General features: G+C 67.1%; 20 protein-coding genes and 1 riboswitch. Of the genes, 7 read left to right on the top strand and 13 right to left on the bottom strand.

Translation table 11 applies throughout. The annotated features are described in order from the left end of the window. Positions 1–133 precede the first annotated feature (133 nt). Positions 134–2,212, top strand: a complete 2,079-nt coding sequence (pabB, locus tag QFZ61_RS04820; RefSeq protein WP_307033804.1) for an aminodeoxychorismate synthase component I — start codon at positions 134–136, stop codon at positions 2,210–2,212. 40 nt (positions 2,213–2,252) lie between these two features. Here pabB and cls read toward each other — a convergent pair whose 3' ends face one another. Beyond that, positions 2,253–3,725, bottom strand: a complete 1,473-nt coding sequence (gene cls, locus QFZ61_RS04815; protein WP_307033803.1) for a cardiolipin synthase — start codon at positions 3,723–3,725, stop codon at positions 2,253–2,255. A gap of 91 nt (positions 3,726–3,816) precedes the next feature. Here cls and QFZ61_RS04810 point away from each other — a divergent pair, with 91 nt between their 5' ends. The 5 genes from QFZ61_RS04810 (at position 3,817) to QFZ61_RS04790 (ending at position 12,812) form a co-directional block, all read left to right on the top strand. Next, positions 3,817–4,797 carry an aminodeoxychorismate lyase gene (locus QFZ61_RS04810; RefSeq protein ID WP_307033800.1) on the top strand — a complete coding sequence of 327 codons (981 nt, stop codon included), beginning with the start codon at positions 3,817–3,819 and terminating at the stop codon, positions 4,795–4,797. Between the two features lie 932 nt (positions 4,798–5,729). Further along, on the top strand, positions 5,730–9,668 hold the full coding sequence (locus tag QFZ61_RS04805; RefSeq protein ID WP_307033798.1) for a Pls/PosA family non-ribosomal peptide synthetase: 3,939 nt from the start codon (positions 5,730–5,732) through the stop codon (positions 9,666–9,668). Next, entirely contained in the window at positions 9,665–10,603 is a 939-nt protein-coding gene (gene dapA / locus QFZ61_RS04800; RefSeq protein WP_307033796.1) for a 4-hydroxy-tetrahydrodipicolinate synthase, read from the top strand. The genes QFZ61_RS04805 and dapA overlap by 4 nt, the downstream gene beginning before the upstream one ends. Positions 10,604–10,632: 29 nt before the next feature. Further along, positions 10,633–11,922, top strand: coding sequence for a heparan-alpha-glucosaminide N-acetyltransferase domain-containing protein (locus QFZ61_RS04795; RefSeq protein WP_307033794.1), 1,290 nt, complete (start codon positions 10,633–10,635; stop codon positions 11,920–11,922). Next, positions 11,922–12,812: a hypothetical protein gene (locus QFZ61_RS04790; protein ID WP_307033793.1), complete on the top strand. Its 891-nt coding sequence runs from the start codon at positions 11,922–11,924 to the stop codon at positions 12,810–12,812. Before QFZ61_RS04795 ends, QFZ61_RS04790 begins: the two co-directional genes overlap by 1 nt. A 9-nt stretch (positions 12,813–12,821) precedes the next feature. On the opposite strand, the gene QFZ61_RS04785 is transcribed toward QFZ61_RS04790, so the two are convergent. The 5 genes from QFZ61_RS04785 to QFZ61_RS04765 form a co-directional block, all read right to left on the bottom strand. Beyond that, on the bottom strand, positions 12,822–13,970 hold the full coding sequence (locus QFZ61_RS04785) for a glutamate--cysteine ligase (RefSeq protein WP_307033791.1): 1,149 nt from the start codon (positions 13,968–13,970) through the stop codon (positions 12,822–12,824). 86 nt (positions 13,971–14,056) lie between these two features. Beyond that, entirely contained in the window at positions 14,057–15,580 is a 1,524-nt protein-coding gene (locus tag QFZ61_RS04780; protein ID WP_307033788.1) for a UDP-N-acetylglucosamine 1-carboxyvinyltransferase, read from the bottom strand. A gap of 132 nt (positions 15,581–15,712) precedes the next feature. After that, positions 15,713–16,516: an energy-coupling factor transporter transmembrane protein EcfT gene (locus tag QFZ61_RS04775; RefSeq protein WP_307033786.1), complete on the bottom strand. Its 804-nt coding sequence runs from the start codon at positions 16,514–16,516 to the stop codon at positions 15,713–15,715. Continuing rightward, on the bottom strand, positions 16,513–18,183 hold the full coding sequence (locus tag QFZ61_RS04770; RefSeq protein ID WP_307033784.1) for an ABC transporter ATP-binding protein: 1,671 nt from the start codon (positions 18,181–18,183) through the stop codon (positions 16,513–16,515). Before QFZ61_RS04770 ends, QFZ61_RS04775 begins: the two co-directional genes overlap by 4 nt. Positions 18,184–18,196: 13 nt before the next feature. Then, entirely contained in the window at positions 18,197–18,829 is a 633-nt protein-coding gene (locus QFZ61_RS04765) for an ECF transporter S component (RefSeq protein ID WP_307033782.1), read from the bottom strand. A 67-nt stretch (positions 18,830–18,896) separates the two neighbouring features. Then, positions 18,897–19,039: riboswitch (TPP riboswitch) on the bottom strand. Positions 19,040–19,203: 164 nt separating this feature from the next. Between QFZ61_RS04765 and QFZ61_RS04760 the strand changes: the two genes are divergently transcribed. Then, positions 19,204–19,467: a DUF4235 domain-containing protein gene (locus tag QFZ61_RS04760; RefSeq protein WP_307033780.1), complete on the top strand. Its 264-nt coding sequence runs from the start codon at positions 19,204–19,206 to the stop codon at positions 19,465–19,467. A gap of 9 nt (positions 19,468–19,476) precedes the next feature. Here the strand turns inward: QFZ61_RS04760 and QFZ61_RS04755 are convergent, their stop codons facing one another. From QFZ61_RS04755 to QFZ61_RS04725, 7 genes are read right to left on the bottom strand one after another with little or no spacing between them, the layout of a single operon-like run. Further along, positions 19,477–20,073, bottom strand: coding sequence for a GNAT family N-acetyltransferase (locus tag QFZ61_RS04755; RefSeq protein WP_307033778.1), 597 nt, complete (start codon positions 20,071–20,073; stop codon positions 19,477–19,479). A gap of 53 nt (positions 20,074–20,126) precedes the next feature. Continuing rightward, positions 20,127–20,522, bottom strand: coding sequence for a monovalent cation/H(+) antiporter subunit G (gene mnhG / locus QFZ61_RS04750; RefSeq protein WP_307033776.1), 396 nt, complete (start codon positions 20,520–20,522; stop codon positions 20,127–20,129). Further along, entirely contained in the window at positions 20,512–20,790 is a 279-nt protein-coding gene (locus tag QFZ61_RS04745) for a monovalent cation/H+ antiporter complex subunit F (RefSeq protein WP_307033774.1), read from the bottom strand. The genes mnhG and QFZ61_RS04745 overlap by 11 nt, the downstream gene beginning before the upstream one ends. Beyond that, positions 20,787–21,332: a Na+/H+ antiporter subunit E gene (locus tag QFZ61_RS04740; protein WP_307033772.1), complete on the bottom strand. Its 546-nt coding sequence runs from the start codon at positions 21,330–21,332 to the stop codon at positions 20,787–20,789. The genes QFZ61_RS04745 and QFZ61_RS04740 overlap by 4 nt, the downstream gene beginning before the upstream one ends. Continuing rightward, on the bottom strand, positions 21,329–22,942 hold the full coding sequence (locus QFZ61_RS04735; protein ID WP_307033770.1) for a Na+/H+ antiporter subunit D: 1,614 nt from the start codon (positions 22,940–22,942) through the stop codon (positions 21,329–21,331). The genes QFZ61_RS04740 and QFZ61_RS04735 overlap by 4 nt, the downstream gene beginning before the upstream one ends. Next, a complete protein-coding gene (locus tag QFZ61_RS04730) occupies positions 22,939–23,484 on the bottom strand; it encodes a Na(+)/H(+) antiporter subunit C (protein ID WP_307033768.1) in 546 nt (181 codons plus the stop codon). Before QFZ61_RS04730 ends, QFZ61_RS04735 begins: the two co-directional genes overlap by 4 nt. Further along, positions 23,481–26,480 (bottom strand): Na+/H+ antiporter subunit A, encoded by a 3,000-nt coding sequence (locus QFZ61_RS04725; RefSeq protein ID WP_307033766.1) that lies wholly within the window; start codon positions 26,478–26,480, stop codon positions 23,481–23,483. Before QFZ61_RS04725 ends, QFZ61_RS04730 begins: the two co-directional genes overlap by 4 nt. Between the last annotated feature and the right edge of the window lie 144 nt (positions 26,481–26,624).

The raw sequence follows: 26,624 nt of genomic DNA, 5'->3' as shown, positions 1-26,624 counted from the left end.
TCTTCATTCATGAAAGTATGGATAATTGAGAAAGTCAATGATTAAGAACCGGCGGCTGGAGAGACCGGCCCGTCGGTCGCACCTGCGGAGGGCCGTCGGGAGTCCAGCGGCCCTGCCGGGTAGGCTCGAGTTCATGAGCCCCGCACCCGTCATTATCGCCATCGACGGGCGCTCGGGTGCAGGGAAAACCACCCTGGCTATCGAACTCGCGGCGCGGCTGCGCGAACACCACAAGGTGTCGCTCTTCCATCTTGAAGACATTTATCCCGGCTGGAACGGACTGGCGGCTGGCATCGAACGCTACACCGCCACTGTCCTTGCCCCGCTGCGCAGCGGAGCAGCCGCGCGATGGACCAGCTGGGACTGGGACCGGAATGACGACGGTGCGGAGCGGCTGACCCAGCCGGCCGAGATTGTGCTGGTCGAGGGGGTAGGGGCGGCGGCCGCAGCTGCCGTACCCTTCCTCGATGCGGTGATCTGGACGGACTCCCCGGACCAGGACCGCCGGACCCGCGCCCTGGACCGTGACGGCGAAAGTTACGAGCCGTTCTGGGACCTGTGGGCCGGCCAGGAGGACAGCTGGCTGGCCGCGGACCATGTGCCCTCCCGGGCGGACGTGCGGGTGCTCAACCGGGCCGACGGCGCCGCACCGGCGGAGGTGCTTCAGGCACTGCAGTACCTTCCTGCGCTGGCCCCGGTCCTGTCCCCGGAACTCTCCGAACGCCGCGGCAGGCGGCTCCGCGCCGAGCGGCTGGACGCCGCCCCGGACCCCGCACGACTCTTCGAAGCGCTCTACGCCGGATCTGCCCAGGCGGTGTGGCTCGATTCATCCCTGACCGGCGAGGAGGCAGGCGAGCGCGGCCGCTTCAGCATCCTGGCCGACGACGGCGGGAGTCAGGGCCGCTCGGTCCGGCACCGCTCCGGCCGCACCCTGGTCAGCGTCGGCAGCAGCACTGTGGCGACCGAGGGCGGATTCTTCCGCTGGCTTGACGGCGCCTGGGGCCGGGAGGAGCTGGACGCCCCGGTCAACTACCCGTGCGGGTTCACCCTTGGCTGGCTGGGCTATCTCGGCTACGAACTCAAACGTGAAACCGGCGGCAGCGATGTCGGCGCCGCCACCCCGGACGCCTCCCTGATCTTCGCGGGCCGTGCCGTGGTGCTGGACCACCGGGAGGGCAGTGCGTGGCTGCTTGCCCTCGACGCTCCCGACGCCGGGAGCTGGCTGGCCGCTGCCCGCGCCGCTGTCACTGCGGCGTCGGAGCCGTCTGCCGAAGGGGCTTCCGGGCGATCTGCCGAACACGCGCACCACGGCAGTGCCGGCGTCGTACCGTCCGCGGACGGCGCCGGCACCTTGGCCTTCAGCGCACGGGACACCAAGGCCGGCTACCAGGCCAAAATCGCCGAGGCGCAGGCGGAAATCGCCGAAGGCAACACTTACGAGGTCTGCCTCACGACGGCGGTGACGGCCACCGCGGCGCACGGCGCGTTTGATCCGTGGCAGGCCTATCTGGCCCTGCGCCGCCGGAACCCTGCGCCGTTCGCCAGCTTCCTGCGGCTGGCGGACGTCACGGTGGCCAGTACGTCACCGGAACGCTTCCTGCGGATTGCTGCCGACGGCGCGATGCGGGCAGAGCCGATCAAGGGCACCCGCCGCCGCGACCCGGACTGCGCAACGGATGAGCGGCTGCGCCGGGAGCTAGAGTCCTCGCCCAAGGACCGGGCCGAGAACATCATGATCGTGGACCTGCTGCGCAACGACCTGAGCCATTTCGCCGTTCCGGGGTCCGTCTCGGTCAGCCGGCTCTGCGCAATCGAAAGCTACGCCACCGTGCACCAGATGGTCAGCACCATCGATGCGAGCCTCCGGCCCGGAGCGCCGCGCGCCGAAGCGGTGGCGGCCTGCTTCCCGGCCGGCTCCATGACCGGCGCCCCCAAGGTCAGCACCATGGACATCCTGGACCGGCTGGAAGGCGCACCGCGCGGCGTCTACTCCGGCGCGATCGGGTACTTTTCGCTCAGCGGCGCCACGGACCTCGCGGTCGCCATCCGGACCCTCGTGGTGACGGCCGGGGCGGAAGGCGCGGTCTCGCTCAGCCTCGGGGTCGGCGGGGCGATCACTGCCGATTCCTCGCCCGAGGAGGAGTACGAGGAAATCCGGACCAAAGCCTTCGGCGTGCTCTCGGCGCTGGGCGCCGGGTTCCCGGCCGGGTGAGCCGGCGCTCAGACCCGTTGAGCCAGCAGCCCGGCCGGGCCTACTGCAGCGTGGCGGTGAGCCGGGCGACGTTGTCCACGTACTTGACCCCCATGGGCCGCTTCCGCCAGTCCTCGAGCTTGAGCTCACGGGAAATGCCGCGGTAGGTGTCCTCCACGGCGCGGATCCGCTGCACAATATCCTCGCCCAACATCATGACGGACACTTCCAGGTTCAGTGAAAAGGAGCGCATGTCCATGTTGCTCGAACCCAGCACCGCAACTTCATCATCGACCGTGAAGTGCTTGGCGTGCAGCACGAACGGCGCCTTATAGAGGTGAATCCGCACCCCGGCTTCGAGCAACGCCTCATAGTAGGACTGCTGGGCGTGGTGGACCAGGAACTGGTCGCCCTTTTCCGAGACGAAGAGTTCAACGTCGACGCCGCGCTGGGCCGCGGTCGTGACGGCGTAGAGCAGGGAATCGTCCGGAACGAAGTACGGGCTGCAGATCGAGAGTTTGTGCTGCGCGGAGTAAATCAGCGTGTTGAACAGCCGCAGGTTGTTCTCGGTGATGAAGCCGGGGCCGCTCGGCACCACCTGCGCGGTGACCTCCCCGTAGTGCCCGGACCGGTGGGCCAACTGGTGTTCCAGTGACTCGTCGGTCTCGCTCAGCCAATCGGTGGCGAACACGACGTTCAGGGTGGTGACAATCGGGCCGCGCATGCAGGTCATCAGCTCGACCCACTGCCGGCCCACCTTGCGGTGCCGCGGGTTGTTGTAGGACGGTTCGATCAGGTTCTGCGAGCCGGTGAAGGCTACCTCGCCGTCGATCACCATGATTTTCCGGTGGTTGCGCAAGTCCGGCCGGCGCCACTGGCCATGCACGGGGCGCAGCGGGAGCATGGGCCGCCAGCGGATCTTACTGGCCTTAAGCCGCTTGATCAGCTTGCGGTATCCCTTAATCCGGAGCGTCCCGAGGTGGTCGAACAAGAGGCGGACTTCGACGCCGCGCTCGGCGGCGTCCTCAAGTGCGGTCAGCAGGTCGTTGGTGACGTGGTCCGAACTCAGGATGTAGAACTCGGCATTGATGAAGGTCTTGGCTTCCCGGGCTGCGGCAGCCATCGCCTTGATGGAGTCCGGGTAACCGGGCAGCAGGTCGACGCTGTTGCCATCCACCATCGGCAGCGATCCGAGGGTCTTGTTCAGCTCGGCCGCGGACGCGACCCACTCGGAGCCGTTATACCGGCTTTCGACGGCGGCCAGTTCGGAGGTCCCCGCCCGGATTCTGGTGTTCACTGCCTCCTGCTGGGCGCGGCGCCGGCGGGAGAGCCGGAAGTTGCCGAAGAGCAGGAAGAGGACCACGCCCAACGCCGGCATGAAGAAGATCCCCAGCAACCACGCCATGGCGGTGGTGGGACGGCGGTTGCCTGGAATGATGCCCAGTGCCAGCACCCGGATGACAAGGTCGATGAGCGTAATCACCAGGATCACCCAGGACGGCAGCGTCCCCACTAACGGAAATGGCCACAGCACAGGCGAACCCCTAAAGTTCCAGACCCGCGGAACAGTTCCGGAACGGGCAACCCGCAAATCTTATCCCGGCGCGCCGCACTAAGCTGAAGCCATGACTTCCTCCGCCTCAGCCCAGGCCGGCGCCACCGTGCTGGTGTTCCTTGACCCCGCGTTCCGGGATGGCCGCATTGCCGATGCATCCAAGCCGCAGCTGATGGCCACGGACGAGGGCGCGACCCGTGGCGACGGCGTGTTCGAGTCGCTCCTGGCGGTGGGCGGCCGGCCGCGCAAGCTGCAGGCCCACTTGAACCGGCTGGCCGGTTCCGCACGGGCGCTGGAACTGGACATCCCGGCTGAGGACGCCTGGCGGCGCGCCATCGAAACGGCCATCCGCGAGTTCCGCGGCCAGCAGGCGGCCCCGGCGGACGGCCCGGACACCGGCGCCGACAGTGACGCCGACGAGGTGGTAGTCAAGCTGCTGGTCACCCGCGGGGTCGAAGGCGGCGCCCCCCCGACCTGCTGGGTCCAGGCATCGCCTCCCCCGGCGGCGGGCCGCCGGCAGCGCGAGACGGGAATCGACGTCGTCCTGCTGGACCGCGGCTACGACAGTGAGGTGGGCGAGCGCGCGCCATGGCTCCTGCTGGGTGCCAAGACGCTCTCCTACGCGGTCAACATGGCGGCCCTGCGCCACGCCCGCCACCAGGGCGCGGACGACGTCATCTTCACCTCCGCAGACGGCCGGGTGCTGGAGGGCCCGACGTCGACCGTGTTGCTGGCGCACCTGGGAACAACCGACGACGGCGAGGGCGGTGTCCGCACCGTGCGCCGGCTGATCACCCCGCAACTGGACAGCGGTATCCTCCCCGGCACCTCACAGGGCGCCCTGTTCACGGCAGCCAAGGCCGCCGGCTGGGAACTGGGCTACGGCCCACTGGTACCGGCCGACCTCTACGACGCTGATGCCGTCTGGCTTATCTCGAGCATCCGGCTGCTTGCACCCGTGAACCACATCGACGGCAAGAACATCGGCACCCCGGAGCTGCGCCGGGAGCTCACGGCGGAACTGAACGAACTGTTCGCCACAATCGAGTAACCCCGGCCGAGCGCCCGACGCAGGGGCATCGCCCCGGGAACGACGGGCGATCCCTCCCGGTAAACGACGTAAAATGGGCGGGAACGCCGCAGGTCTCAGGGTGCAGCATCGACTGTGCCCGGAATAGAAGGTCGGTTCTCCATGAAGGCACTTGCAGTCAGCGACAGGGTCGGCGACTGGAGTTCCATCCCAACCACCACCCCGGACTCGCGTTGTGGCTGACCCTACCGATCCGGGTAAGGCGTTGTACGAGGAGCGTCTGAAACTGCTGGAAGGCCTTTGGATGCCCCCGGCGCCGCCCTGGGAGGACCTGCCTGAGGACGTGAAGGCCCGGTGGCGCTCCCACGCAAATGAAAGCGGGCCTGCCGGTTCCGCCTAGGGGACATCGCCGCACCCAGACCCAGCCTTCCCCGGAACCCGCGCCGCCCTTAAGTCAACCGCCCGGGTAGTCCAAGTGGAAAATTCGGGTACTCAATACTCGTGGGCGCCCCGGGCTGCTCTTCCTATAGTTCATAGGGCATGGAGCACACGCCGATTGTTCGTTGGGGGGTTTATTCCGCGCGTGGATATCGAGTTCCGGTCCGAATTCCGGGCCCACCGGGTCGCCATCGCTGTCGCCGTCCCCAGGACCGAAGCGAAGGACCAAAGCTCCATGCAGGCCACGTCGACGTACGGCAGGGCTATCACTGCGCCCTGCAACTGGCCAGTACGTATCGCCATTTCTAAGGAGAGCGTGATTGGACTTCACCAACGCTTCAGGAACAGCCCACCGCAAAGTTAATCCTTCAAAACCGGCGGTGACTATTCGCCATCACGACGACCCTGCAGTCCGATCCGACCACCGAAGGGCACACGAACCTCTGAGCGGTCCTGCCGCGTCCGGCTTTCCGTCGGAGGAACAGCACAAACCGGCCCAGCCAGCCATTTTCCCGGTGACGGAAGCCCCGGCTCCGAGGACTCTGGTCAACATCATTGAAGAAACAATCGCCCGCTACCCCGCTGCGCCCGCGCTCGATGACGGCTCTGTGGTGCTGACCTACGACGCCCTGGCCGGGCGCATGGCGGACATATCCCGCCGGTTATGGAGTGCCGATATCGGTGCCGGAGACCGTGTGGGAATCCGGGTTCCCTCGGGATCTGTGGACCTTTACATCGCAATCCTTGGGGTGCTCGCCGCTGGGGCTGCCTATGTCCCTGTTGACGCGGACGAACCCGAAGACCGGGCCGAAACGGTCTGGGCCGAGGCCGGCGTTTGCGCTGTGATAGGCCGAGGTCTCGAACTCGCTCTCATTGGCGGGGTGCGGACCCTCGGACACAGCCCCGAGCCGCACATCGAAGACGACGCCTGGATCATCTTTACTTCCGGCTCCACCGGCAAGCCGAAGGGCGTGGCCATCACGCACCGCTCCGCGGCGGCCCTGGTGGACGCGGAGACAGAACTGTACTGCGTCAACAACCCGCTCGGCCCCGGAGACCGGGTGATGGCCGGGTTGTCCGTCACTTTCGACGCTTCCTGTGAGGAGATGTGGCTGGCGTGGCGGAACGGGGCCTGCCTGGTTCCGGCTCCCCGGGACGTGGTCCGCTCGGGCGCTGATCTCGGGCCGTGGCTGGCACGACGGAACATCACGGCCGTGTCGACGGTCCCGACCCTCGCAGCCTTGTGGCCGAACGAGGCCTTGGACAAAGTCCGGCTGCTCATCTTCGGCGGCGAAGCATGCCCCGCCGACCTGGTCGCCAGGCTCGCCGGTCCTTCCCGTGAGGTGTGGAACACCTACGGACCCACCGAGGCCACCGTTATTGCCTGCGCGGCCCTAGTGGACGGCAAGCAGCCCGTGCGGATCGGACTTCCGTTGTGCGGCTACGCCCTCGCCGTCGTCGGTGCCGACGGGCAGCCTGTTGCGTGGGGCGAAGAGGGTGAACTCGTAATTGGCGGTGTGGGACTCGGCCGCTATCTGGACACGGCCAAGGACGCCGAAAAGTACGCACCGATGCCGTCGCTCGGATGGCAGCGGGCCTACCGCAGCGGCGATATCGTGCTTGCGGACCCGGCCGGGCTGGTGTTCGTCGGCAGGGCGGACGAACAAGTCAAGCTGGCCGGCCGCCGGGTGGAGATGGGGGAAATCGATCAAGCCCTCGCTGAACTGCCGGGAGTGGCAGCGGCCGCCGGAGCCGTCCAGCTAAGCCCCAGCGGCAACAAGGTGCTTGCCGGGTATCTCGTGCCGGCTAAAGGCTCGGTGCTCAATCTGGAAGAATGCCGGGCACTTCTGGCCGGGAGACTACCGGCACAACTTGTTCCCGCGCTCGGCGTCGTCGATGACCTTCCCCTGAAAACTTCGGGCAAGGTGGACCGGAAAGCCCTCCCCTGGCCGTTCGTGGTCGCTGCCGGGCCGCCCGTGGAGGAGCTTACCGGCGAACTTGCCTGGCTGGGCAAGCAATGGACCGACCTCCTCGGCCCGGTGCCGTTGACGGAGGAGAGCAACTTCTTCGCGGCCGGCGGGGCCAGCCTGGCCGCCGCGCAACTGGTTTCCTCGCTTCGCGTCCGCTACCCGAACGTTTCCATTGCTGACGTCTACGCACAGCCGACCCTCGGGGAGCTCTCGACCTACCTCGAGGAAAGCACCAGCTCGGAAACCGAGGAGCGCCACGTTGCCCGGACCCCCTCGTCGATCGGCTGGCTCCAGTCGGCGGTGATTCTGGGTCTCTACTCCATTACCGGCTTGCGCTACCTCACCGGCATCCTCATCGTCTGCTTCATCCTCTTCCAGATCTCGGAGAGCCCCTGGGTTCCGAATCCCCCGCTCCTGCCGCTGGTGGCGGCCTGGGTTGTGCTTTACAGCGTTCCTTTCCGTTTCCTCCTCGCCACGGGATCCGCACGGCTCCTGCTCGCCGGGATCAGACCCGGGAGCTACCCCCGCGGCGGCGCAGTCCACCTGAGATTGTGGACTGTGGAACGGGTAGTCACTTACTGCAAGCTGGAACCGGTGATGGGCACTCCGATGGCCGTCTGGTACGCACGGGCGCTCGGCTGCAGGGTCGGCAAGGACGTCCACCTCGACGCTATGCCGCCCGTCACAGGTCTTGCCACGATCGGCACAGGTGCATCGATAGAACACGAAGCGGACCTGGCCGGGCACTGGCTGGACGGCGACGTCTTGCATATCGGCCGTATCCGCGTGGACGAACATGCCCGCGTGGGAATGCGCTCCATTCTGATGAATGACACCCACGTAGGCGCAGGCGCGGAGGTCGCGCCGGGCACCTCGGTCACCGGCGAGGTCCCTGCCGGGGAGTTCTGGGCCGGATCACAGATGGAGCATGTGGGAGCGGCCGGCACCGACTGGCCCTCCGACACCGGCGAACACCGCCGACCGCACGTGCTTTCGGTGCTCTATCCGATATCGCTCTTCGGGTTGACCCTTCTTCCACTGGTCTCCGTTATCCCGGGCAGTCTCATCGCACTGGCTGCCCTCCAGGACGTCCGTTCCCTGCAAAACGCCCTCTGGAGATTGGCGGCCTGGAGCCCGGTGTTCGTTGTGGTCACCGTCGTCGTCTATCTGTCACTGACTGCCGCGCTGGTGCGCGCGTTGAGCATCTTCATGAAGCCCGGCTATCATTCCGTGCATGGTGCGGCCGCCTGGGCGTCCTGGTTGACCGATGCGCTGCTGACGAAGTCGCTGATCTCCACCTACCCCATCTACGCGAGTCTGTTTACGCCAGTGTGGATGCGGCTTATCGGCGCCCGGGTGGGGAAGCACGTGGAAGTTTCCACCGTTGAGACCTTGCCGCACCTCACCGAGTTCGCTGACCGGTCCTTCCTGGCAGACCACTCCCTCGTGGCCTCACGGCGGATCCGCAAAGGATTGCTCCATCTGGGTGCAGCAAGCGTCGGAGAGAAATCCTTCGTGGGCAACTCCGCGATAGTGGGCCCGGACCGCCACGTTCCCAGCAACTCCCTGCTGGCGGTTCTGTCTTCTGCACCCACCGACATGCCCGCAAACTCCTCATGGTTCGGCCAGCCGGCCGTGGAACTTCCCCGGCCGGTAGACCAGGGCGATTCGTCCCGGACCTACCACCCCTTACGGCATCTGATGGTTGCACGCGGAGCAGTCGAAGCCTGCAGAATCCTTCCTGCCATCGTCACCGCATGGCTGGCCCTGATCACCGTCTGGGTGCTCAGCCAGATCATGGACCAAAGCGGGCTGTTGGCCGCGGCCCTCTGGTCCGGCCCGGTACTGCTGGGCAGCGCGGTCGTTGCCTGCTTGGTCGCCTTGGCTGCGAAGTGGGCGTTGGTCGGGCGCTTTGAGGCCACCGAGTACCCGCTGTGGACTTCCTTCGTCTGGCGCAACGAGCTCGCTGATGTGTTCTCCGAATCGCTCGCTGTACCCGGATTGGTCCGGATGAGCCTCGGTACACCCATGCTGAACTGGTGGATGCGTCTGATGGGCAGCAAAGTCGGGCCCGGTGTGTGGTGTGAGACCTGGTGGTTGCCGGAGTTCGACCTGATCTCCCTGGGTGAAGGCGCCAGCGTCAACCGCGGGACAGTGCTGCAGACCCACCTCTTCCACGACCGCATCATGCGGATGGACAAAGTCCAGCTGGGTGCCCGGTCCACCCTTGGCCCGAACAGCATCGTTCTGCCGGGCAGCACGGTGATGGAAGGCGCCACTGTCGGGGCCGCGTCCTTGGTAATGCGCTCGGAGGTAGTGCCAGCGGGAAGCTATTGGGCAGGAAACCCCATCCGCCGCTGGACGCCAGACAAGGCACCGCTCCGCCAGCGCCACAGGGCGCAAGGCAGCGGTGACACAGCACCTCGGGTGGAAGACACTCAACCGGAGCCCGTATGGCAAGCACCAAGGAGTGAGAGCAAATGACCGAAACAGACTTCCAGCGGCACCATTGGGCAGCCGCACACCGGGCCTTCGGTTCGGTCATTACTGCCATGGTCACACCGTTCGACCGCCACGGCGAGCCGGACGACGTCGGGGCCTCAACCCTCGCGAGGTGGCTGACGCGACCGGGATGGAATGACGGCATCGTGGTCAACGGCACCACGGGCGAATCGGTGTCCACCTCGGACGAAGAAAAGGCGTCGCTGGTGCAGCAGGTGATCGAAGCGGTCCGCGGCAGCGGAACGAAAGTTATCGCCGGCGTGGGTGCAGCCGACACGCGCCACAGTATCGCGCTGGCAAGGGCGGCCGCGGCGCAGGGAGCAGACGGCTTGCTGGTGGTTGCGCCGTACTACTCACGCCCGTCCCAGCGGGGCATTCTGGAACACTTCCTTGCCATCGCGGACAGCACTGCGCTTCCGGTGATGCTTTACGACATTCCGAAGCGAACCGGAGTGGCGGTCGAACCGGACACTTTGGTGGCGGCTGCGCAGCATCCCCGGATCCTTGCGGTCAAGGATGCCAAAGGCGATCTGGAGTCGTCCGCCTGGGTGATGAACCGCACGGATCTGGCCTACTACTCGGGGGACGACGCGCTGAACTTGCCGTTGCTCTCCATCGGCGCCGTCGGCTTCGTTTCCGTAGTCGGCCATGTGGTCGGCCACCGGTTGCGCGACCTCCTCGCCTGCTACAGCCAGGGCCGGGTGGCGGAGGCGCTTGAAATCCACCGCGAATTGCTGCCGATCTACCGGGGAATGTTCCGCGCCCCCGCCGCCGCGTCGGTAAAAGCAGCGCTGGCCAGCCAGGGCCTGCCCGGCGGGCCGGTACGGCTGCCGCTGGTTGGCCTAACCGATACGGAAACCGACGTCCTGATGCGGGATTTGGCGTCCGCCCGGGTTCCGGCTTCACAACCGGCATGAACAGCATCGAAATCACCCAAAGGACGGCCATGACCTCAGCTCCAAAGCAACGCCTCATCGGCGTCGACGTCGCCAGGGGACTCGCCCTGATCGGCATGATGGCCATCCACATCCTGCCTGGCTACGACGAGAACTACGCTCCCACGTTGTCGTGGACGCTTTTCTCCGGTGTATCGGCGGGTCTCTTCGCCTTGCTCGCCGGGGTCTCGCTCACCTTCACCTCCGGCGGGAGGACACCCCTGACGGGCCGGGCCTTGACGGCGGCGAAATGGGCACTGGCGGTCCGTGCCCTCATCATTATGTCGATCGGCCTGCTGCTCGCCGTTCTTAACCCGCCGGCAGCGATCATCCTGGCGTATTACGGCACCATGTTCCTGATGGCGATTCCCCTGCTGGGCCGCGGTCCGCGCTTCCTCGCCTTGGCGGCGCTCGGTTTTGCCGTGCTCGGGCCCATTTTCATGCAATCGGTACGCGACCATCTGCCCGGCCTAGGCGACTACGATCCAACGTTCGGCTCCCTTGTCACCGAGCCAACCGCGACCATCTCAACGCTGCTCGTGGACGGAACCTATCCGGCTATTCCGTGGATGGCTTACATCTGCGCGGGCCTTGCCCTGGGCAGACTGGACCTGCGTTCCCACGCGGTCCAGGTCAAAGTGGCCCTCTGGGGCGTGGGACTCGCCGTCGGCTCATGGCTGCTCTCGGAAGCCCTGCTGGGGCCCTTCGGCGGGAGGACCGCCCTGCTTCAGGCCACCCCGTGGCTGAACGCCACAGGGCTCAGCGACATCCAGATCTGGGGACCCGATCCGACGCTGCCCACGACGTCGTGGTGGTGGCTGGCGATCCTGTCCCCGTACTCCGCCACTCCGCTGGAACTTTTCAACACCATCGGTATCGCTGCGGCAACCCTGGGCATCATGCTGATCCTCGCCGGGAAGTCGGCATCGGCCTACATGCCGCTGGCTGCCATGGGCGGCATGACACTCACCCTCTACTCAGCGCACCTTGTTGCCCTTTCCACGGGTTTCCTCCTGGACCGGCCGGGGGTGTGCCTGGCAGTTCATACGGTCGCCGCGGCACTCTTCGCCGTCATCTGGAGGAACGTGACAGCAGGCAAGCAAGGCCCTCTGGAACGCGTGGTGTCTAACGGCGCCGGCCGGGCGCGGAAGCGGGTCCTTGACAACCGGGCGCCCGCGGATCTGCCCGCACGTCCCGGTGAAGCCACCGAAACCCTCACCACCGCGGGGCTTGAGGAGAGAACAGCGTCTGATCAAGTGCCGACGACTGCCGGCCCTGACGCCCAGCGAGGTTCCCGGTAGTGCAACTACGCCCTCTGGTGGCAGTCCTTATGGCCATCCCCGTGGCACTGGGTCTTTCGGCAGCTCCGCTCTCGGCGGCACCCCGCCCGGCGACGGTGTCCAACCCATGCGAACGATTGACCGCCGGCGAAGTGCAGTTCCCCACGCACGGAGCGGACCGGGTGACCTTTGCCACGGCGAAAGCCTACGGCGACATAGAGGTCCTCATTACCGGCTGCGTCCACGCCGACGGCGGGTACGTCCAGGAGTGGCAGACGTCGGGGTTTGCGGGCCGGGCTGGTTTCGCACCGCCGGGCAAAATGTGGCAGGACACCCTCTACTCGCCTACTGGCTCGTTTACCTTCACCGAGGCGTTTGGCAGGGCGAATCCCGGGACCGCACTGAAGTATCACACCCTTAACCGCAATTCCCGCTGGGGCGGGGAGCGGGGCCCGACGTACAACCAGTACTTCGAGGGCGAGGGCGGCGACGCGGACGAAAATCTTTGGTTCTATATGCGGGAGGGTGACTACGAACAGGCCGCGGTCATTAATTGGAACCGCGAACCGGACATGCCCACGGTTCAGGGTGCTTCCTTCGCCATCTTCCTTCACGCGGGCAATTCCCCCACCCTGGGCTGCATCTCCTCCGGCCTCAGCACGGTGACCCGCCTGCTCAAGAGTGCCAAGCCGGGCGACAGGATCGTGATGGGAGTGGAGCCGGCGGTGTTCAAGGCAGGTACAAAAACCACGCCGGCACCGGCAGCGGGCGGCGCAGACGGCGCCGGAAAGACACAAGACCCCCAGCCCGCCATCCTGGAGTTGCAACCAAGGACGATCGCCGCCGCAGCAGGCGCTGTTGCGCTGCTGACCGGCGTCTTTCTCCTTGTCAGGAGGCGGAAACATCCCTGAGCAGCGGCTCTAACCCGCTCGGGTGGTGACCTCAACAGCGTGGGCGACGACGTCGGCCAGCCCGGCCTGGCCGTTCCGGGTTTTCAACCCGGCAGCGCAGAGTGCCTGACGCTGCACCTGCGAACCCGTTCCGTCCGACAGAACTCGGTCCACGCCGCTGCGGACCAGCTCCAGTTCGCCCTGTTCAGCAAGAACCGGGGCCAGGAAATCCACGAGCGCATGCACAACCTCACCTGCGGGGGCGGGGCGGAAACTGCCGAAGTCCAGCAGTTCACTGCGCAATCCGAAGTTGCTGGCCTGCCAGGCCGCCATCCGCAGCAGAACCGTCGGCACCGGGGCGGGGTCCACGCCATCGCGCCACTCGCGGCTGGCGGACTCCACGAGAGCGCGCACTAGGACGGCGATCAGGGCAGCGTCCTCGGCGCGCAGGCAGACGTCGGCGACGCGGACTTCCACGGTGGGGTGGTGGCGGGCCAGCCTGGCATCGAAGTAGACCATGCCCTCGTCAAAGAGCACCCCGCTTTCCAGCAGCCGCGCCACCACGCCCCGGTACACGGGGACGCTGCCGAAGATCATTGCCGGACCGGCCGCCGGCCAGCGGTTCCACGCCTGCGTCCGGTAACTTTCAAAGCCTGTTTCGCCGCCGTTCCAAAAAGGCGAATTGGCACTGAGCGCGATTAGCACCGCCAGCTTGTCCCGGATGCGGTCCAGGACGGCCACGCCCTCCTCCGGAGATGCGATGAAGGTATGGACGTGTAGCCCGCAGGTCAGCTGCTCCGTCACAGTGAGGCCGAACCGCCGTTGCATGGTGGCGTACCGCGGGCTGTGCGTTGTGTGCGTGGTGCAGGCCAGGGGCGAGGTGGCCAGGGCAGCCGCCCGCGCGCCCTGCTGCCGGGCCGCCTGGTCCACAAGAACCCGGGCCTGCCGGATCTGGCACAGAAGGGCGTCGTGGTTGAGGACAGGAGCCGTCCGCGCCTCGATCTGCTCCAGCTTCAGCTCTAAGCCGAAGGCAGCATCGCCGGGGAGCCGGCCGGTTTTGGGCCCTGCGGCAGCGCCCCGGGGGCTGAGCCCGCGCAGCACAGTGTCGGCGAGCGCCGCCGGGACCCCGGTGGCGGGATCGACGATAAGCAGTTCCTCCTCGACGCCGAAGGTGCGCATGCAACCATTGTCCGCCCGGAAGCGCCCCCGCGCGCTACCCCGCATGTGGTATCCGGGGCGTTACTCAGCAAGCAGCCTGGCGGGGATCAGTCCTGGAAGTACTCGATCTTCGCGCCGATGGTGTTCAGCCGCTCGGCCAGGTCCTCGTAGCCGCGCTCGATCACGTAGATGTTGCGCAGCTCGGACACTCCCCGCGCGGCCAGCATGGCCAGCAGCAGGCAGGCGGCCGGGCGCAGGGCCGGCGGGCAACCGACCTCAGCGGCCCGCCACTTGGTGGGCCCGTTGACGTAGATCCGGTGCGGGTCCAGCAGCTGGACCTGGGCGCCGAGTTTGTTCAGTTCGGTCAGGTAGATGGCCCGGTTCTCGTAAACCCAGTCGTGGATCATGGTCTGGCCCTGGGCGTTGGCGGCAATGACGGCAAAAAACGGCAGGTTGTCGATATTCAGGCCGGGGAAGGGCATCGGGTGGATTTTGTCCTCCGGGGCACGCAGCTCCGAGGGCTTGGTGGTGACGTCCACGAGCCGGGTCCGGCCGTTGCGGGCTACGTACTCCGCGGACACCTCCAGTTGCTGGCCCATCTGCTCCAGCGTCGCCAGCTCGATCTCCATGAACTCGATCGGGACCCGGCGGACCGTGACCTCGGAGTTGGTTACGATGCCGGCCGTGATCAGGCTCATCGCCTCGATCGGGTCCTCGGACGGGAAGTACTCAACGTCGGCGGCGACAACCGGGCGCCCGACGATCTTCAATGTCGTGGTCCCCACGCCATCGATCTGCACGCCCAGCATCTGCAGGTAGAAGCAGAGGTCCTGGACCATGTAGTTCGGGCTGGCGTTGCGGATGATGGTGCTACCCCGGCGGTGCGCTGCCGCCATGATCGCATTCTCCGTGACGGTGTCGCCGCGCTCGCTCAGCACGAAGGACCGGTCGTGGTCATCCGCGGCCGGCGCCTGCACGGTGTAGAAGCCGGAGGTCGCCTCCACGCTGAGGCCGAACTGCCGAAGAGCCTGCATGTGTGGCTCCACGGTGCGGGTGCCCAGGTCACACCCGCCGGCGTAGGGCAGCCGGTATTCGCTGGACTCGTCGAGCAGCGGGCCAAGCAGCATAATGACGCTGCGGGTACGGCGGGCGGCCTCAATGTCCATCGATTCCAGGTCCAGCACGGCCGGCCGGCGGATCTGCAGGTCGGTGGCGTTCAACCAGGTGCATTCGACGCCGATACTGGTGAGCACCTCGACGATACGGTTGACTTCTTCGATCCGGGCCAGCCTCCGCAGTACGGTGGTGCCCCGGTTGATCAGGCTGGCGCAGAGCAGTGCGACCCCGGCGTTCTTGCTGCTGTTGACGTCCACGGCGCCCGAGAGCGTGCGGCCGCCCTCGACCCGCAGGTGCGTCATCTGCGGCCGCCCGACCTTGACTATGGTGCGGTCGAAAATTGTTTCAAGCCGTTGGATCATTTTCAGGCTCAGGTTTTGTTTGCCCTGCTCCATTCTTGCGATGGCGCTCTGGCTGGTTCCGAGTTCGGCGGCGAGCTGTCCTTGGGTCCAGCCCTTCTCGCCGCGGGCGTCCCGGAGCACGGCGCCCAGGTGTTCAGCAGTGGGGGGAGTCATAGGCAATATATAGCACAAACGAGCTACGGGGACAGCCTATTGCCGCAACAGTGCAGTGAAGGTCACAGGAATATTCAGCTGATGCGATATTTTTGAGCCCATGTACGGATTCCGGCTGCCTGGCCGTAGCTGCTACTGCTGCCCGAGGAAGACCATATTCCACGTTCCAGCGGCGACCGCGGCAATCACTGCAGCACCGGCGATGACCAGTCCGCCCAGAACCACCCATGGGTCCAGACTGCTGAAGGTTGCTTTCCGTGCCCAAGTCCGTTCCGTGTCGCCGAAACCCCGCGCCTCCATCGTCACGGCCAGCCGGGAGGCGCGGCGGACGGCCTGGACCAGCAGCCCAAAGCTCTGGCCGAGCATCGCCTTCAGCCGCTGCACCGGATTTCCGTGCGACCCCACCCCGCGGGCGCGCCTTGCCATTCCGATGGTCTGCCATTCCTCAGCCAGGAGTCCCACCAGCCGCATCGCCGCAAGAGTGCCCAGCACGAACCGGTGCGGCAGTTTCACCTGCTGGGCAAGGGCGTCGGCGAGGTCGGTCGGGTCCGTGCAGCTCATCAGCAACACTGCCGGCAAGGCAATCGCGAGGCCGCGCAGCAGGAAACCCAGCCCCAGCTGGAGCGAACCCTCGCTGATGGACCAGAGTCCTACGTCCAGCAGTATCCGCCCGTGGTCGGGGGCCAGGATCGCGGTGCTCCAGCCGCCCACCGCCGCCGCGAGGAGAAGTGGCCAGCCGCGCTGCCAGAGCAGTGCCAGCGTCAGGCCGGCCAGCGGGAACAGCAGGAATTCAAAGGCGAGCGCCACCGACGCGGAGACCCAGTCGATGGACAGAGCCAGGGCTACGGTAATCAGCACGACGCCGCAGAATTTGGCCAGCGGGTTGGCGCGGGTCAGCAGGGCGCGGTTTCCCCGCAGGGTCAGGGCCTCCCTCACGGCGCAGCCACCTCCGGGTCCGCGGAACCGGGCAGCACTTGGGCGGAGGAGTGCTGCGGCGCCCCGAGCCTGAGTTCGGTGCCGCCCAGAACCTCACTGAACTCCGCGTCGTGGGTCACCGAGACCACGGCGGTGCCAGCGTCCAGAAGCTCAGAGAGGAAGGACGCCAGCTCGGCCCAGGTGTTGGCGTCCTGGCCAAAGGTGGGTTCGTCCAGCACCAGCACCTGCGGGTGCGCGGCGAGCACGGTGGCCACCGAGAGCCGTCTTTTTTCGCCGCCGGACAGTGTGTACGGGTTGGCGTCCACGAGCTCGCGGAGCCGCAGCCGCTCCAACAGTTCATCCAGCCTGTCCTCGCCGCGGCCCAGCTGGCGGGGACCGAACCTTAGTTCGTCCAGAACCCGACCGGTGACGAACTGGTGCTCCGGTTCCTGGAATACCGTCCCGATCCGGGAAATCAGCTGCTGGGCTTTCCACCGGTACGGGTCGATGCCCGCGCCGGCGCTCAGGTGGGTCGTCGCGGACACCTTCCCGCCCACGGGCGCGAGCAGCCCGGCCAGGGTCAGGGCGAAGGTGGACTTTCCGGAACCGTTCGGGCCGGTGACGGTGAGTGCCTGCCCGGCCCGGACCTGCGCCGTGATTCCCGTTTGCACCGGCAGAGGCGGGATGGGGGCGAACCGCTTGAGCAGGCCGCCGCGGCGGCGCCGTTCGCGGGACACAGCCAGTTCCTCCGCCGCCATCAGCAACCGGCCAGTCCCACCGCCGGGCGCACCGTCCGTCCCGGCCCCGCCGTCGGGCGCGCCTCCCGTCCCAGCGCCGCCCGTCGCGGCAGCGCCGACTGTCCCGCCCCGCAGGCGGGTGGCCGGCACATGGCCGGGCACCCAGACGCCGGCACCGATGAGCATCTCCCGCGCCTGCTCCAGCACCGAGTCCGGCGGACCGTCGAGCAACACCGCGGAGGCCGCGGCGGATCCGGGCTGCAGCACCACGATCCGGTCCACAAGGTCTTTCCAGACGGCCACCCGGTGCTCCACCACCACCAGCGTGGCGCCGGTCCTGTCCAGGCTGCGTCCGACGGCGTCGCGGACCTCCAGGACGCCGGCCGGGTCGAGGTTCGCTGTTGGTTCGTCCAATAGCAGCAGCCCCGGCCGCATCGCCAGGATTCCGGCGAGCGCGAGTCGCTGCTTTTGGCCGCCGGACAGCGCCGATGTCGGGTGCTGCAGCGGAAGCCCGCCCAGCCCGACGTCGTCGAGCGCTTCGGCCACGCGGCGCCAGATAGCGTCAGGGGACACGGCGAGGTTTTCCGCCCCGAACGCGACGTCGTCGCCGACGCGGGACAGCACGACCTGGGTTTCCGGGTCCTGCTGCACGAGGCCGGCCCGGCCGCGCGCCGCCCGCGGCGCGGCCCCGTCGATCAGCAGGCTCCCGGTCTCATCCGAGTCCCCTGGGTCTGCGGCGGAGCCGTCGGCGGAGGGATCCCCGAGCACCCCGGCGAGGGCGTGCAGCAGCGTGGATTTGCCGGAGCCGGAGGGCCCCAGCAGCAGCACCCGCTCGCCCGGGCGAATGTCCAGATCCAATCCGCGGACGGCGGGCCGGGACCGGCCGGCATGCCGCCAGCCCCAGCCGCGGGCGGTCACCCCGGCCGGGCGGACGTCGTTGAACGATGTCATGGACAGGAAAACATCAGGAGAACACGGGTTCCGAGGCCGCTTTGCGGGACGCGAACGAAAAGAGCACCCCGGTCCTGGCCAGGCCGCGGGTGGCCAGCCAGGACAGCCCGCCGGCGATCACAGCACCCGAGACGGCGCAGAAGACGATGTAGGCGGCCTTATCGCCGGCTTCGTACGCGATGTTCCAGCCCCACGGCAGGAAGGAGTCGTTCAAGCCGCAGAACAGGCCCGCCCCGGCGCCGGCCAGCAGGGACACCGGGAGGTTGAACTTCCGGTAGAGGAAGGCCGCGAAGACGAGCTCAGCGCCGAGGCCCTGCAGGACGCCGGAGATCAGCACGGTGGTTCCGTACTGTGAGCCCATGATCAGCTCACCGGTAGCGGCGACGGCCTCGCAGAACAAGGCCGCGCCCGGCTTGCGGACCACGAGCATGCCCAGCACCGCCGGGATCATCCAGCCGCCCGCGTAGAGCCCGGTCAGCGGCGGGTACACCGCGTTGAGCGGAACCGAGATGAGGTTGGAGCCCTGGGACCAGGCCCAGAAGATCACCCCGCCGGCGACGGCGATCAGGGCCGCCAGCACGATGTCGACCACGCGCCAGCTGTACTTCCGTGTGGTCAGGGTCTGCTTTGCAGAAATGTCAGTCATGTCGTCCTCCTGAGGTACAGGAGGGGAGGGTGCTCCGGCGTGCGTGGCCTCCGCCACGGATGCCGGGCATCCTGAGAACTCGACTCCCTTGCGCCGGTACTAACCGGATCAGGTTCGAGGGTCTGCGGCTGTCCGCACTCTCAGCGCCCACCTACGGTCCCCTGGACTGCTCCAGTGATGCCCGACGGCGGCGCTCCCCTGTCGTATGTAATTCGCCCTTGTGGGCTGGCTCAGTCTACACCCGGCGGGCCCCACCGGTACGGAATCGATCCCCTCGGGGGGCCACACGCCGTGGCCCGCGGCCCGGGCAGGCCGACCCGGCGTTGACGCTAGGCTAGGGGCAGCCCTGTTTCCTCCCGCAAGGAGTACGAACCATGAACATCGTCATCAAGCTGCTCGGCACCGGCATCAGCCTGGTCGCCGGTTTTGCCGGCACCAAACTCGTCGACACCGTCTGGGAGAAGACCACGGGCAACAAGCCCCCCAAGGGACACGACGACGACGTACCCACTACGCTGCGCCAGGCCCTCACCTTCGCGCTGATCTCGGCCTCGGTCAGTGCCATCATCCAGGTCCTCGCCAACCGTGGCACCCAGCGCGCTATCACCCGCTTCGCCAAGACCCAGGACCTGGTTTAGCCACTCCGCTCAGGCACTCAGATCCCGGCGCATGATGAGCCGGGGCATCCCGCTTGCGACCGCATCGGTGGTCCCGATCACCCGGAATGCGGCCTTCTCGAACATTGAGCGGGTGCCGACGAAGGCCATGGTGAGGTCCATCCGTCCCGCCGGATCCACAGGGTACGCCTCGATCGCCGGCGCCCCGCGCGACGCTGCATAGGCGACGGCTCCCTGAATGAGGTGTCCCGTGACGCCCTGCTTGCGGTGGCCGCTGCGCACGACCACGCAGATGATGCTCCAGACCGGGACACCGTCCACGGGCCGGAAGAGCTTCGAGGCCTGCAGACGCGGGATCTCGGATCGAGGACCCACGCTGCACCACCCGACAGGCTCACCGTCGCGGTAGGTGAGCACCCCTGGCGGATTCTCACGCTCGCACAGCCGGCGCATGGCCTGTTCCCGGCCGCCGCCGAGCTCCTCGATGTCCTTGACGCGGAGACGGTGCGAGAGGCACCAACAGTGGGTCACCCGCCGGCTGGGGTTGATGACGTCGGCGAAGTCCTCGAAACGGTCCGGGGTGACCGGGTCGGTCTGCCAGCTTGGTGTCGCCGCGGCTTCGGTCATGGAGCCATTCTGCCGCGCCTGTTCGGTGGTTGCCTAGGCTCCCCGTACCGGACTTACTCCGCGTCGCCGGTGAACCCGCGCTCCCCGGCCGCCTGCTGCACGACAGCTTCGAGCTCGTCGGCGCTCAGCAGTTCCGGATGCAGGTGTTTGGTGCGGTAACCGGCCCGGCCCACCATATGGGCCGAGACCGGCACCGTCAGCAGCTGGAAGATCCACGCCACCACGAGCACCGGCCACACCCACCAGGTGCGCATCTGCAGCCCCACCGCGGACAGCAGCAGAAACAGTCCCAGCACCTGGGGCTTCGTGGCGGCGTGCATCCGGCTCATCAGGTCCGGGAACCGCAGCAGGCCGATCGCCGCGCCGAGGGACATCAGCGCGCCGAGCACCATGAACACTGCCGAGACGGCGTCGATCACGGCGTCGGCGGAAAACGTCTCAGAATTCATTGGGCTGCTTCCTCCGGTCGGCGACAAAGCGGGCCACAGTCACGGACCCGACAAAGCCGATGATGGAAATGGCGACCAGCAGCATCAGGTTGTTCAGGTGCCGGTTCACGGCCATGTCAATGCATAGCGCGGCGCCGAGGATGGCCAGCAGGACATCGGCCGCCAGCACCCGGTCCAGCAGCGAAGGCCCCCGCGCGATGCGGATGATCGCGCCCCCGGCTGCGAGGGACAGCACGACGGCGGTGACGGCCAGGACAAACGGCATCATGCGCCCACCTCCCGGTTTAGCGCGGCGACTTCGGCCCGGGTGCCCATGATCCGGATCAACCCGGCCTCGGCGTCGCGGACCTCCTTGCGGAGTTTGGCCGCGTCGACGGCGTCGCGGACGTTGATGCCGTGGATGTAGAGCGTGGAGGTGGTCCGGTCCACCTCCACCACCAGGGAGCCTGGGATCAGGGAGATGACGTGGCCGGTTGCGGTCACCAGCAGGTCGGAGTGGCTCCGAAGCGGGACGGCGACGACGGCGCTGATCACCCGGGGCCCGCGGAGCACGGCCAGGGACAGGACCTGGAAGCTGGCAGCCACCACTTTGGCCAGGAATCCGACAGCGAACGTCACGGCGCGCAGCACGTTGAAGCGGCCGCCCAGCTCTACCGGCGGCAAGTAAAACATTCGGGCCACCAGCACTGCGATCAAGGCCCCGAAGAGCAGGTTGCCGGCGCTGAAGTCCTGCCAGAGCGCTCCCCAGACGATCACGAGCCAGACCAGCAGCGGGAGTTCCTGGCGCAGCGAAATCCGCTTCCCCGTCATTTCGACCCCTCCTGCCGCAGCGGCTGGGCGATCGCTGGGACCGACGCCTCGTCACCGAGCACGGCCTGGATATAGGACGAGCGGTTCAGCATTTCCTCGGCCGACTGCCCGGAGACCCGGAAAAGTGGCCCGGCAAAGACGGTCAGGGCCACCCCGGCCAGCACCAGGCCAAGCGTCGAGCCCACCATCGTCCGCGGCAGCAGGGTGACGTTCTGTTGGCCGGCACGCTCACCGGTGCTTGTGTTGCCGGGAGCTGCGAGAAGCACGGGATCCGGAGACTCGGCATCCTCGGGCTTCCGCCAGAAGGCACGGTTCCAGACCCTGGCGACGGCCAGCAGCGTGAGCAGGCTTGTCAGCACGCCGCCGGCCACCAGGGCGTACGCCAGCGGGGTGCCGAGGGCAACCCCGGCCTGCAGCAGGCCCAGCTTGCCGAGGAAGCCGGAGAACGGGGGTATGCCGGCCAGATTCATGGCCGGCACGAAGAACAGCACGGCCAGCACCGGTGAGAGCTTGGCCAGCCCTGCGACCCGGTCCACCGAGGAGCTTCCGGCGCGGCGTTCGATCAGCCCGGTGACCAGGAACAGGCTGGTCTGGATGGTGATGTGGTGGGCCACGTAAAACACTGCAGCGCCCAGCCCGGCCACGGATGACATCGCCAGGCCGAAGACCATGTAGCCGATGTGGCTGACGAGAGTAAAGGAGAGCAACCGCTTGATGTCGCTTTGCGCCAGCGCACCGAGAATGCCCACCACCATGGTTAGCAGCGCCGCGACCATCAGCGGGGTGTTGAACGTGTCCCCCGGGAAGAGCAGCGTCTCGGTGCGGACCATCGCATAGACGCCGACCTTGGTGAGCAGGCCGGCGAACACGGCCGTGACCGGTGCCGGCGCCGTCGGATAGGAGTCAGGCAGCCAGAAACTCAGCGGGAAGACGGCGGCCTTGATGCCGAAGGCCACCAGCAGCATCACGTGCAGCAGGTCCCGGGTGCCCTGGTCCAGGCCACCGAGTTTGATGGCCAGGTCCGCCATGTTGATGGTTCCGGTGGCGCCGTAGACCATCGCGATGGCGATCAGGAAGAGCACCGAAGACACCACGGAGACCACCACGTAGGTCACGCCCGCGCGGATCCGGGGCCCTGTCCCGCCGAGGGTCATCAGCACGTAGCTGGCGGTCAGCAGGATTTCGAAGCCCACGTAGAGGTTGAAGAGATCGCCGGAGAGGAAAGCGTTGGACACCCCGGCCACCAGGATCAGGTAGGTGGGGTGGAAGATCGACACCGGGGCGTCCCGGTCGCCGTCGGCCATGCCCTGGCCGGTGGCGTACACCAGCACGGCCAGGCTGACCGTGGAGGACACCACGAGCATCAGCGAGGAGAACTGGTCCACCACCATCACGATGCCCCAGGGCGGGAGCCAGCCGCCGATGCTCACCGCTGCCGTGCCGCCCTCCCACACGGAGGCCAGGAGCCAGCATTCCAGCATCAGGGTCAGGGAGAGCAGCGCAATACTCACGCTCCGCTGCGCCCGGGGATTCCGGATCAACAGGAAGGTCAGGGCGGCACCCAGGATGGGGAGGACAACGGCGAGCGGGGCAAAGCTTGCGATGTTCACTTGGACCCTCTTTCCTGGTTGAGGGTGGCGTTGCGGGAGCCGTGCTGTTCCTCGGCGGCGGCGTCCGCCGCCGGCATCAGGCGTCCGCCGACCTGGACGGTTTCCGGGGCGTCGGTTCCGCCGTCCACGAGCGGGAACTCCGAGGTCTCCACCGGGATGACGGCGTCGTCCTCGGCGTCGAAGCTGGGGGTCTCAGCGACGCGGCGGTCTTCCGCGTCGTCCTGGATGTCGTCCTGCCGCGCCAGCACCCAGGTGCGGTAGATGATGCCGAGCATGAAAGCGGTGACGGCGAAGGAAATCACGATCGAGGTCAGGATCAGCGCCTGCGGCAGCGGGTCGCTGTAGTCGCCGGCGGCTGTGTCCTTGGTATAGAAGGGGGCCAGGCCCGCGTAGCCGCCGGTGGCAAGAATCAGCAGGTTGGTCGCATTGGCCAGCAGCATCAGGCCGAGCAGGACCCGGGTGAGGCTGCGTTCCAGGAGCAGGTAGATGCCGCAGGCGTACAGCGCGCCCATTACCGTCAGCAGGGTCAGGTTGACGCTCATGCTCTCCCCCTGGCGCTGGTTCCGGCCGGGGCTCCGGCCTGGTTGGGCGATTCGTCAGCCGCCTGCATTTCGAAGTGTTCGTCGATTTCCGCGCCGAGGCTGCGCAGCACGTCGAGGACCAGACCGACGACGACGATGTACACGCCGATGTCAAAGATGGTGGAGGTAACGAACTTGATGTCACCGAAGACCGGCAGCCAGACTTCGATGATTGCGCTCTGGAAGACTTGGCCGCCCAGCAGCAACGGAGCCACCCCTGAGGCGGCGGCGGTCGCCAGGCCGGTCCCCAGCAGTGCGCCGGCACTGATCGGGGTCGCTTCGCGCAGTTCGAAGCGGCCGCCGGCGAGGTAGCGGATGGTGAGCGCGAGCCCGGCCATGAGCCCGCCGGCGAAGCCGCCGCCCGGGAGGTTGTGGCCGGCGAGCAGCAGGTAGACGGAGAAAACAATCATCGAGTGGAAGATCAGCCGGGTAACGACTTCAAAAATGATTGACCGGCGTTCCGGTGCCAGCGTCCGCCCGGCCACAAGCCACGCATCACGTGTCGAGGCCGCAAACCGCCGGCTCAGGGCCAGGGCCGCGTTGTCCCGGGTGTGGGCTGGAGCCGCCTTCCGGCGCCCGACGGTTCCCTCGGCGATGGTTGCGGACCGCAGGATTCCGTCACCTCGGCCGCGGACGAAAATGAGGCTGGCAACCCCGGTGGCCGCAAGCGCCAGCACGGAAATCTCGCCGAAAGTATCCCAGGCCCTGATGTCCACCAGGGTCACGTTGACCACGTTCAGCCCGCCGCCGCCCTCGTAGGCCAGCCGCGGGAACTCGAGCGAAACCGGCGTCGCCACCCGTGCGCCCAGGGTGAAGATGGCGACGAAGATCATGGTCAGGCCGAAGGCGGCGCCGATAATCACCCGGACGACGCGGTATTTGCCGCCGGTGCGGTCGCGGAGTTCGGCCGGAAGGCTCCGCATCGCCAGAACAAAGGCCACCAGGATGATGGTCTCCACCAGCATTTGGGTCAGGGCGAGGTCCGGGGCCCCTTGAAGGGCGAACATGAGTGCAATGCCGTAGCCCGTGACCGAGACCATCAGCACGGCAAGGAAGCGTTTGTTGGCCCGTACTGCGGCAAGGGCACCGATCACGATGCCGGCGCCGACCACGAGCTGCAACGGCGACCCGGGGTCAACGAAGTACAGGTCGTCGGGCAGCGGTTTGCCGGCCATCAGCATGATCGTCAGTGGCAGCGCAAAGGCAACGGTGAGAATGACGGCCAGATAAAAGTACAGCGAGCCGCGCTGCGTGCGGCCGGTCACCCAGACGGCGGCGTCGTCGAGAGCACCGATAGTGAGCTGGTAGGTCCGGTCACCGTCGATCCAGCCGGGCACCAGCGCCTGGGCGCGGGAGACCGCGTTGCGGCCGTAGAACATCGCCAGTCCCAAGGCGAAGGTTACTACCGTCAGGCCCAGCGCCGGGGTGAGACCGTGCCAGAGCGCCAAGTGTCCGGCGTCGGACGGCCCTTCGGCGGCACCGTTGCCGGAGAACAACGCCGCGTAGGGCTGGATCCAACCGTCGACCGGCGCCGGCCAGAGACCGTAGAGAACGGTCAGCAGGCTGAGCACGGCTGGCGCGGCCAGGAAGGAAGGCTTGACGGCTTTGAAGGGGGTGGCCGCCACGCCCGGCTTGACCGCGAACGCCCCCCACAGGAACCGGGCGCTGTAGGCAAAGGTCAGGATGGAGCCCAGGACCACGCCCAGCAGGATGACCTGCCCCCAGACGCCGGTGCCTGCACCGGCGTGGTGTACGAAGGCCTCGAAGACTGATTCCTTGGCTACGAAGCCTGCCAGCGGCGGCACGCCCGCCATCGATGCCGCGCCGATGGCGGCGACCACCGCGAGTGCCCGCGAGGACCGGTACACCCCGGAAAGTTTTCGGATGTCCCGGGTCCCCGCCTGGTGGTCGATGATCCCGACCACCAGGAACAGCGTGGCCTTGAACAATCCGTGGCCCAGCAGCAGGGCGAGGCCGGCGAGCGCCGCGTCAGGTTTGCCGAGCCCCACCACCATGGTCAGGAAACCGAGCTGGCTCACGGTGCCGTAGGCGAGGATGAGCTTAATGTCGGTCTGGCGGAGCGCGCGGTAGCCGCCCACCAGCATGGTGGCCAGCCCCAGTCCCAGCACCACCGGGAGCCAGAAGGCCGTCTCCGCAAAGCCGGGCGCCAGCCTGGCCACCAGATAGATGCCGGCTTTGACCATGGCGGCCGCGTGCAGGTAGGCACTCACCGGCGTCGGCGCGGCCATCGCTCCGGGAAGCCAGAAATGGAACGGCACCAGGGCGGACTTGGTGATCGCACCGACCAGAACAAGGACGACGGCGGCCGCCACCGCGGCCGCGGCGGGCCCGGTCACCAGCTCCGGCGCCAGCTGCAGAATCGTCGAGATGCGGTACGTCCCCGCCGCGGAACCGAGCATGATGAGTCCGACCAGCATCGCCAGGCCGCCGGCGGTGGTCACAATGAGGGCCTGCAGGGCGGAGCGGCGGGCGGACAACCTGGTGCGGGCATAGCCGATCAGCAGATAGGACAGCACCGTGGTGAGTTCCCAGAAAATGAACATCAAAAGCAGGTCGTCGGCCGTGACCAGACCGAACATCGCGCCGGCAAAGGCCAGCAGCTGGGCGCCGAAGCCGCCAAGGTAACTGTCCTTGTTCTTGAAATACCGGGCGCAATAGACCAGAACGAGGGCTCCCACTCCCAGGATCAGCAGGGACATGATCCAGGCCAGGGCGTCCATTCGGAAGGCCAGCCCCAGACCGAGGTCCGGAATCCAGGGAAGGACCACCTCGGGGGTAGACCGTGAGGAGTAGACGGCGTCGTGCTGCGCGAGGAGCCACAGGAACGATCCCGCAGGGACCAGCGCCAGCGCATAGAAAGCGCTCCTGCCGAATCGGCGGAAAAGAAACGGCGCCACGGCAGCCACCGCGAAGTGCACGGCAAGGACTGTGATCACTGGTGTCTCCGCAACGTCAGGCGTTCGATTGTCAAAAGTTGGAGCAGGCGGGGCATTCGTTAGGTTCAGTCCGACAAGTTTACCAAGCGTGTACAAATTCTTTCCCGACGTTTCGCCGCGGGCCGCCCGCGGCAGGCAGATACC

This window comes from Arthrobacter sp. B3I4 (assembly GCF_030816855.1).
In the GTDB taxonomy this organism is placed as follows: Bacteria; Actinomycetota; Actinomycetes; order Actinomycetales; family Micrococcaceae; genus Arthrobacter.
Note: the sequence above shows the minus strand (reverse complement) of the source record. Positions and strands in the feature narration are given on the sequence as shown.

What these genes read in the sequence shown, in the direction of transcription:
- mnhG (WP_307033776.1), bottom strand. Translation starts at nt 20,522, where the DNA reads ATGAATTCTGAGACGTTTTCCGCCGACGCCGTGATCGACGCCGTCTCG.
- QFZ61_RS04765 (WP_307033782.1), bottom strand. Translation starts at nt 18,829, where the DNA reads ATGACTGACATTTCTGCAAAGCAGACCCTGACCACACGGAAGTACAGC.
- QFZ61_RS04740 (WP_307033772.1), bottom strand. Translation starts at nt 21,332, where the DNA reads ATGACGGGGAAGCGGATTTCGCTGCGCCAGGAACTCCCGCTGCTGGTC.
- QFZ61_RS04745 (WP_307033774.1), bottom strand. Translation starts at nt 20,790, where the DNA reads ATGATGCCGTTTGTCCTGGCCGTCACCGCCGTCGTGCTGTCCCTCGCA.
- QFZ61_RS04780 (WP_307033788.1), bottom strand. Translation starts at nt 15,580, where the DNA reads ATGACTCCCCCCACTGCTGAACACCTGGGCGCCGTGCTCCGGGACGCC.
- QFZ61_RS04760 (WP_307033780.1), top strand. Translation starts at nt 19,204, where the DNA reads ATGAACATCGTCATCAAGCTGCTCGGCACCGGCATCAGCCTGGTCGCC.
- QFZ61_RS04730 (WP_307033768.1), bottom strand. Translation starts at nt 23,484, where the DNA reads ATGAGCGTCAACCTGACCCTGCTGACGGTAATGGGCGCGCTGTACGCC.
- dapA (WP_307033796.1), top strand. Translation starts at nt 9,665, where the DNA reads ATGACCGAAACAGACTTCCAGCGGCACCATTGGGCAGCCGCACACCGG.
- QFZ61_RS04795 (WP_307033794.1), top strand. Translation starts at nt 10,633, where the DNA reads ATGACCTCAGCTCCAAAGCAACGCCTCATCGGCGTCGACGTCGCCAGG.
- QFZ61_RS04770 (WP_307033784.1), bottom strand. Translation starts at nt 18,183, where the DNA reads ATGACATCGTTCAACGACGTCCGCCCGGCCGGGGTGACCGCCCGCGGC.
- QFZ61_RS04810 (WP_307033800.1), top strand. Translation starts at nt 3,817, where the DNA reads ATGACTTCCTCCGCCTCAGCCCAGGCCGGCGCCACCGTGCTGGTGTTC.
- pabB (WP_307033804.1), top strand. Translation starts at nt 134, where the DNA reads ATGAGCCCCGCACCCGTCATTATCGCCATCGACGGGCGCTCGGGTGCA.
- QFZ61_RS04755 (WP_307033778.1), bottom strand. Translation starts at nt 20,073, where the DNA reads ATGACCGAAGCCGCGGCGACACCAAGCTGGCAGACCGACCCGGTCACC.
- QFZ61_RS04785 (WP_307033791.1), bottom strand. Translation starts at nt 13,970, where the DNA reads ATGCGCACCTTCGGCGTCGAGGAGGAACTGCTTATCGTCGATCCCGCC.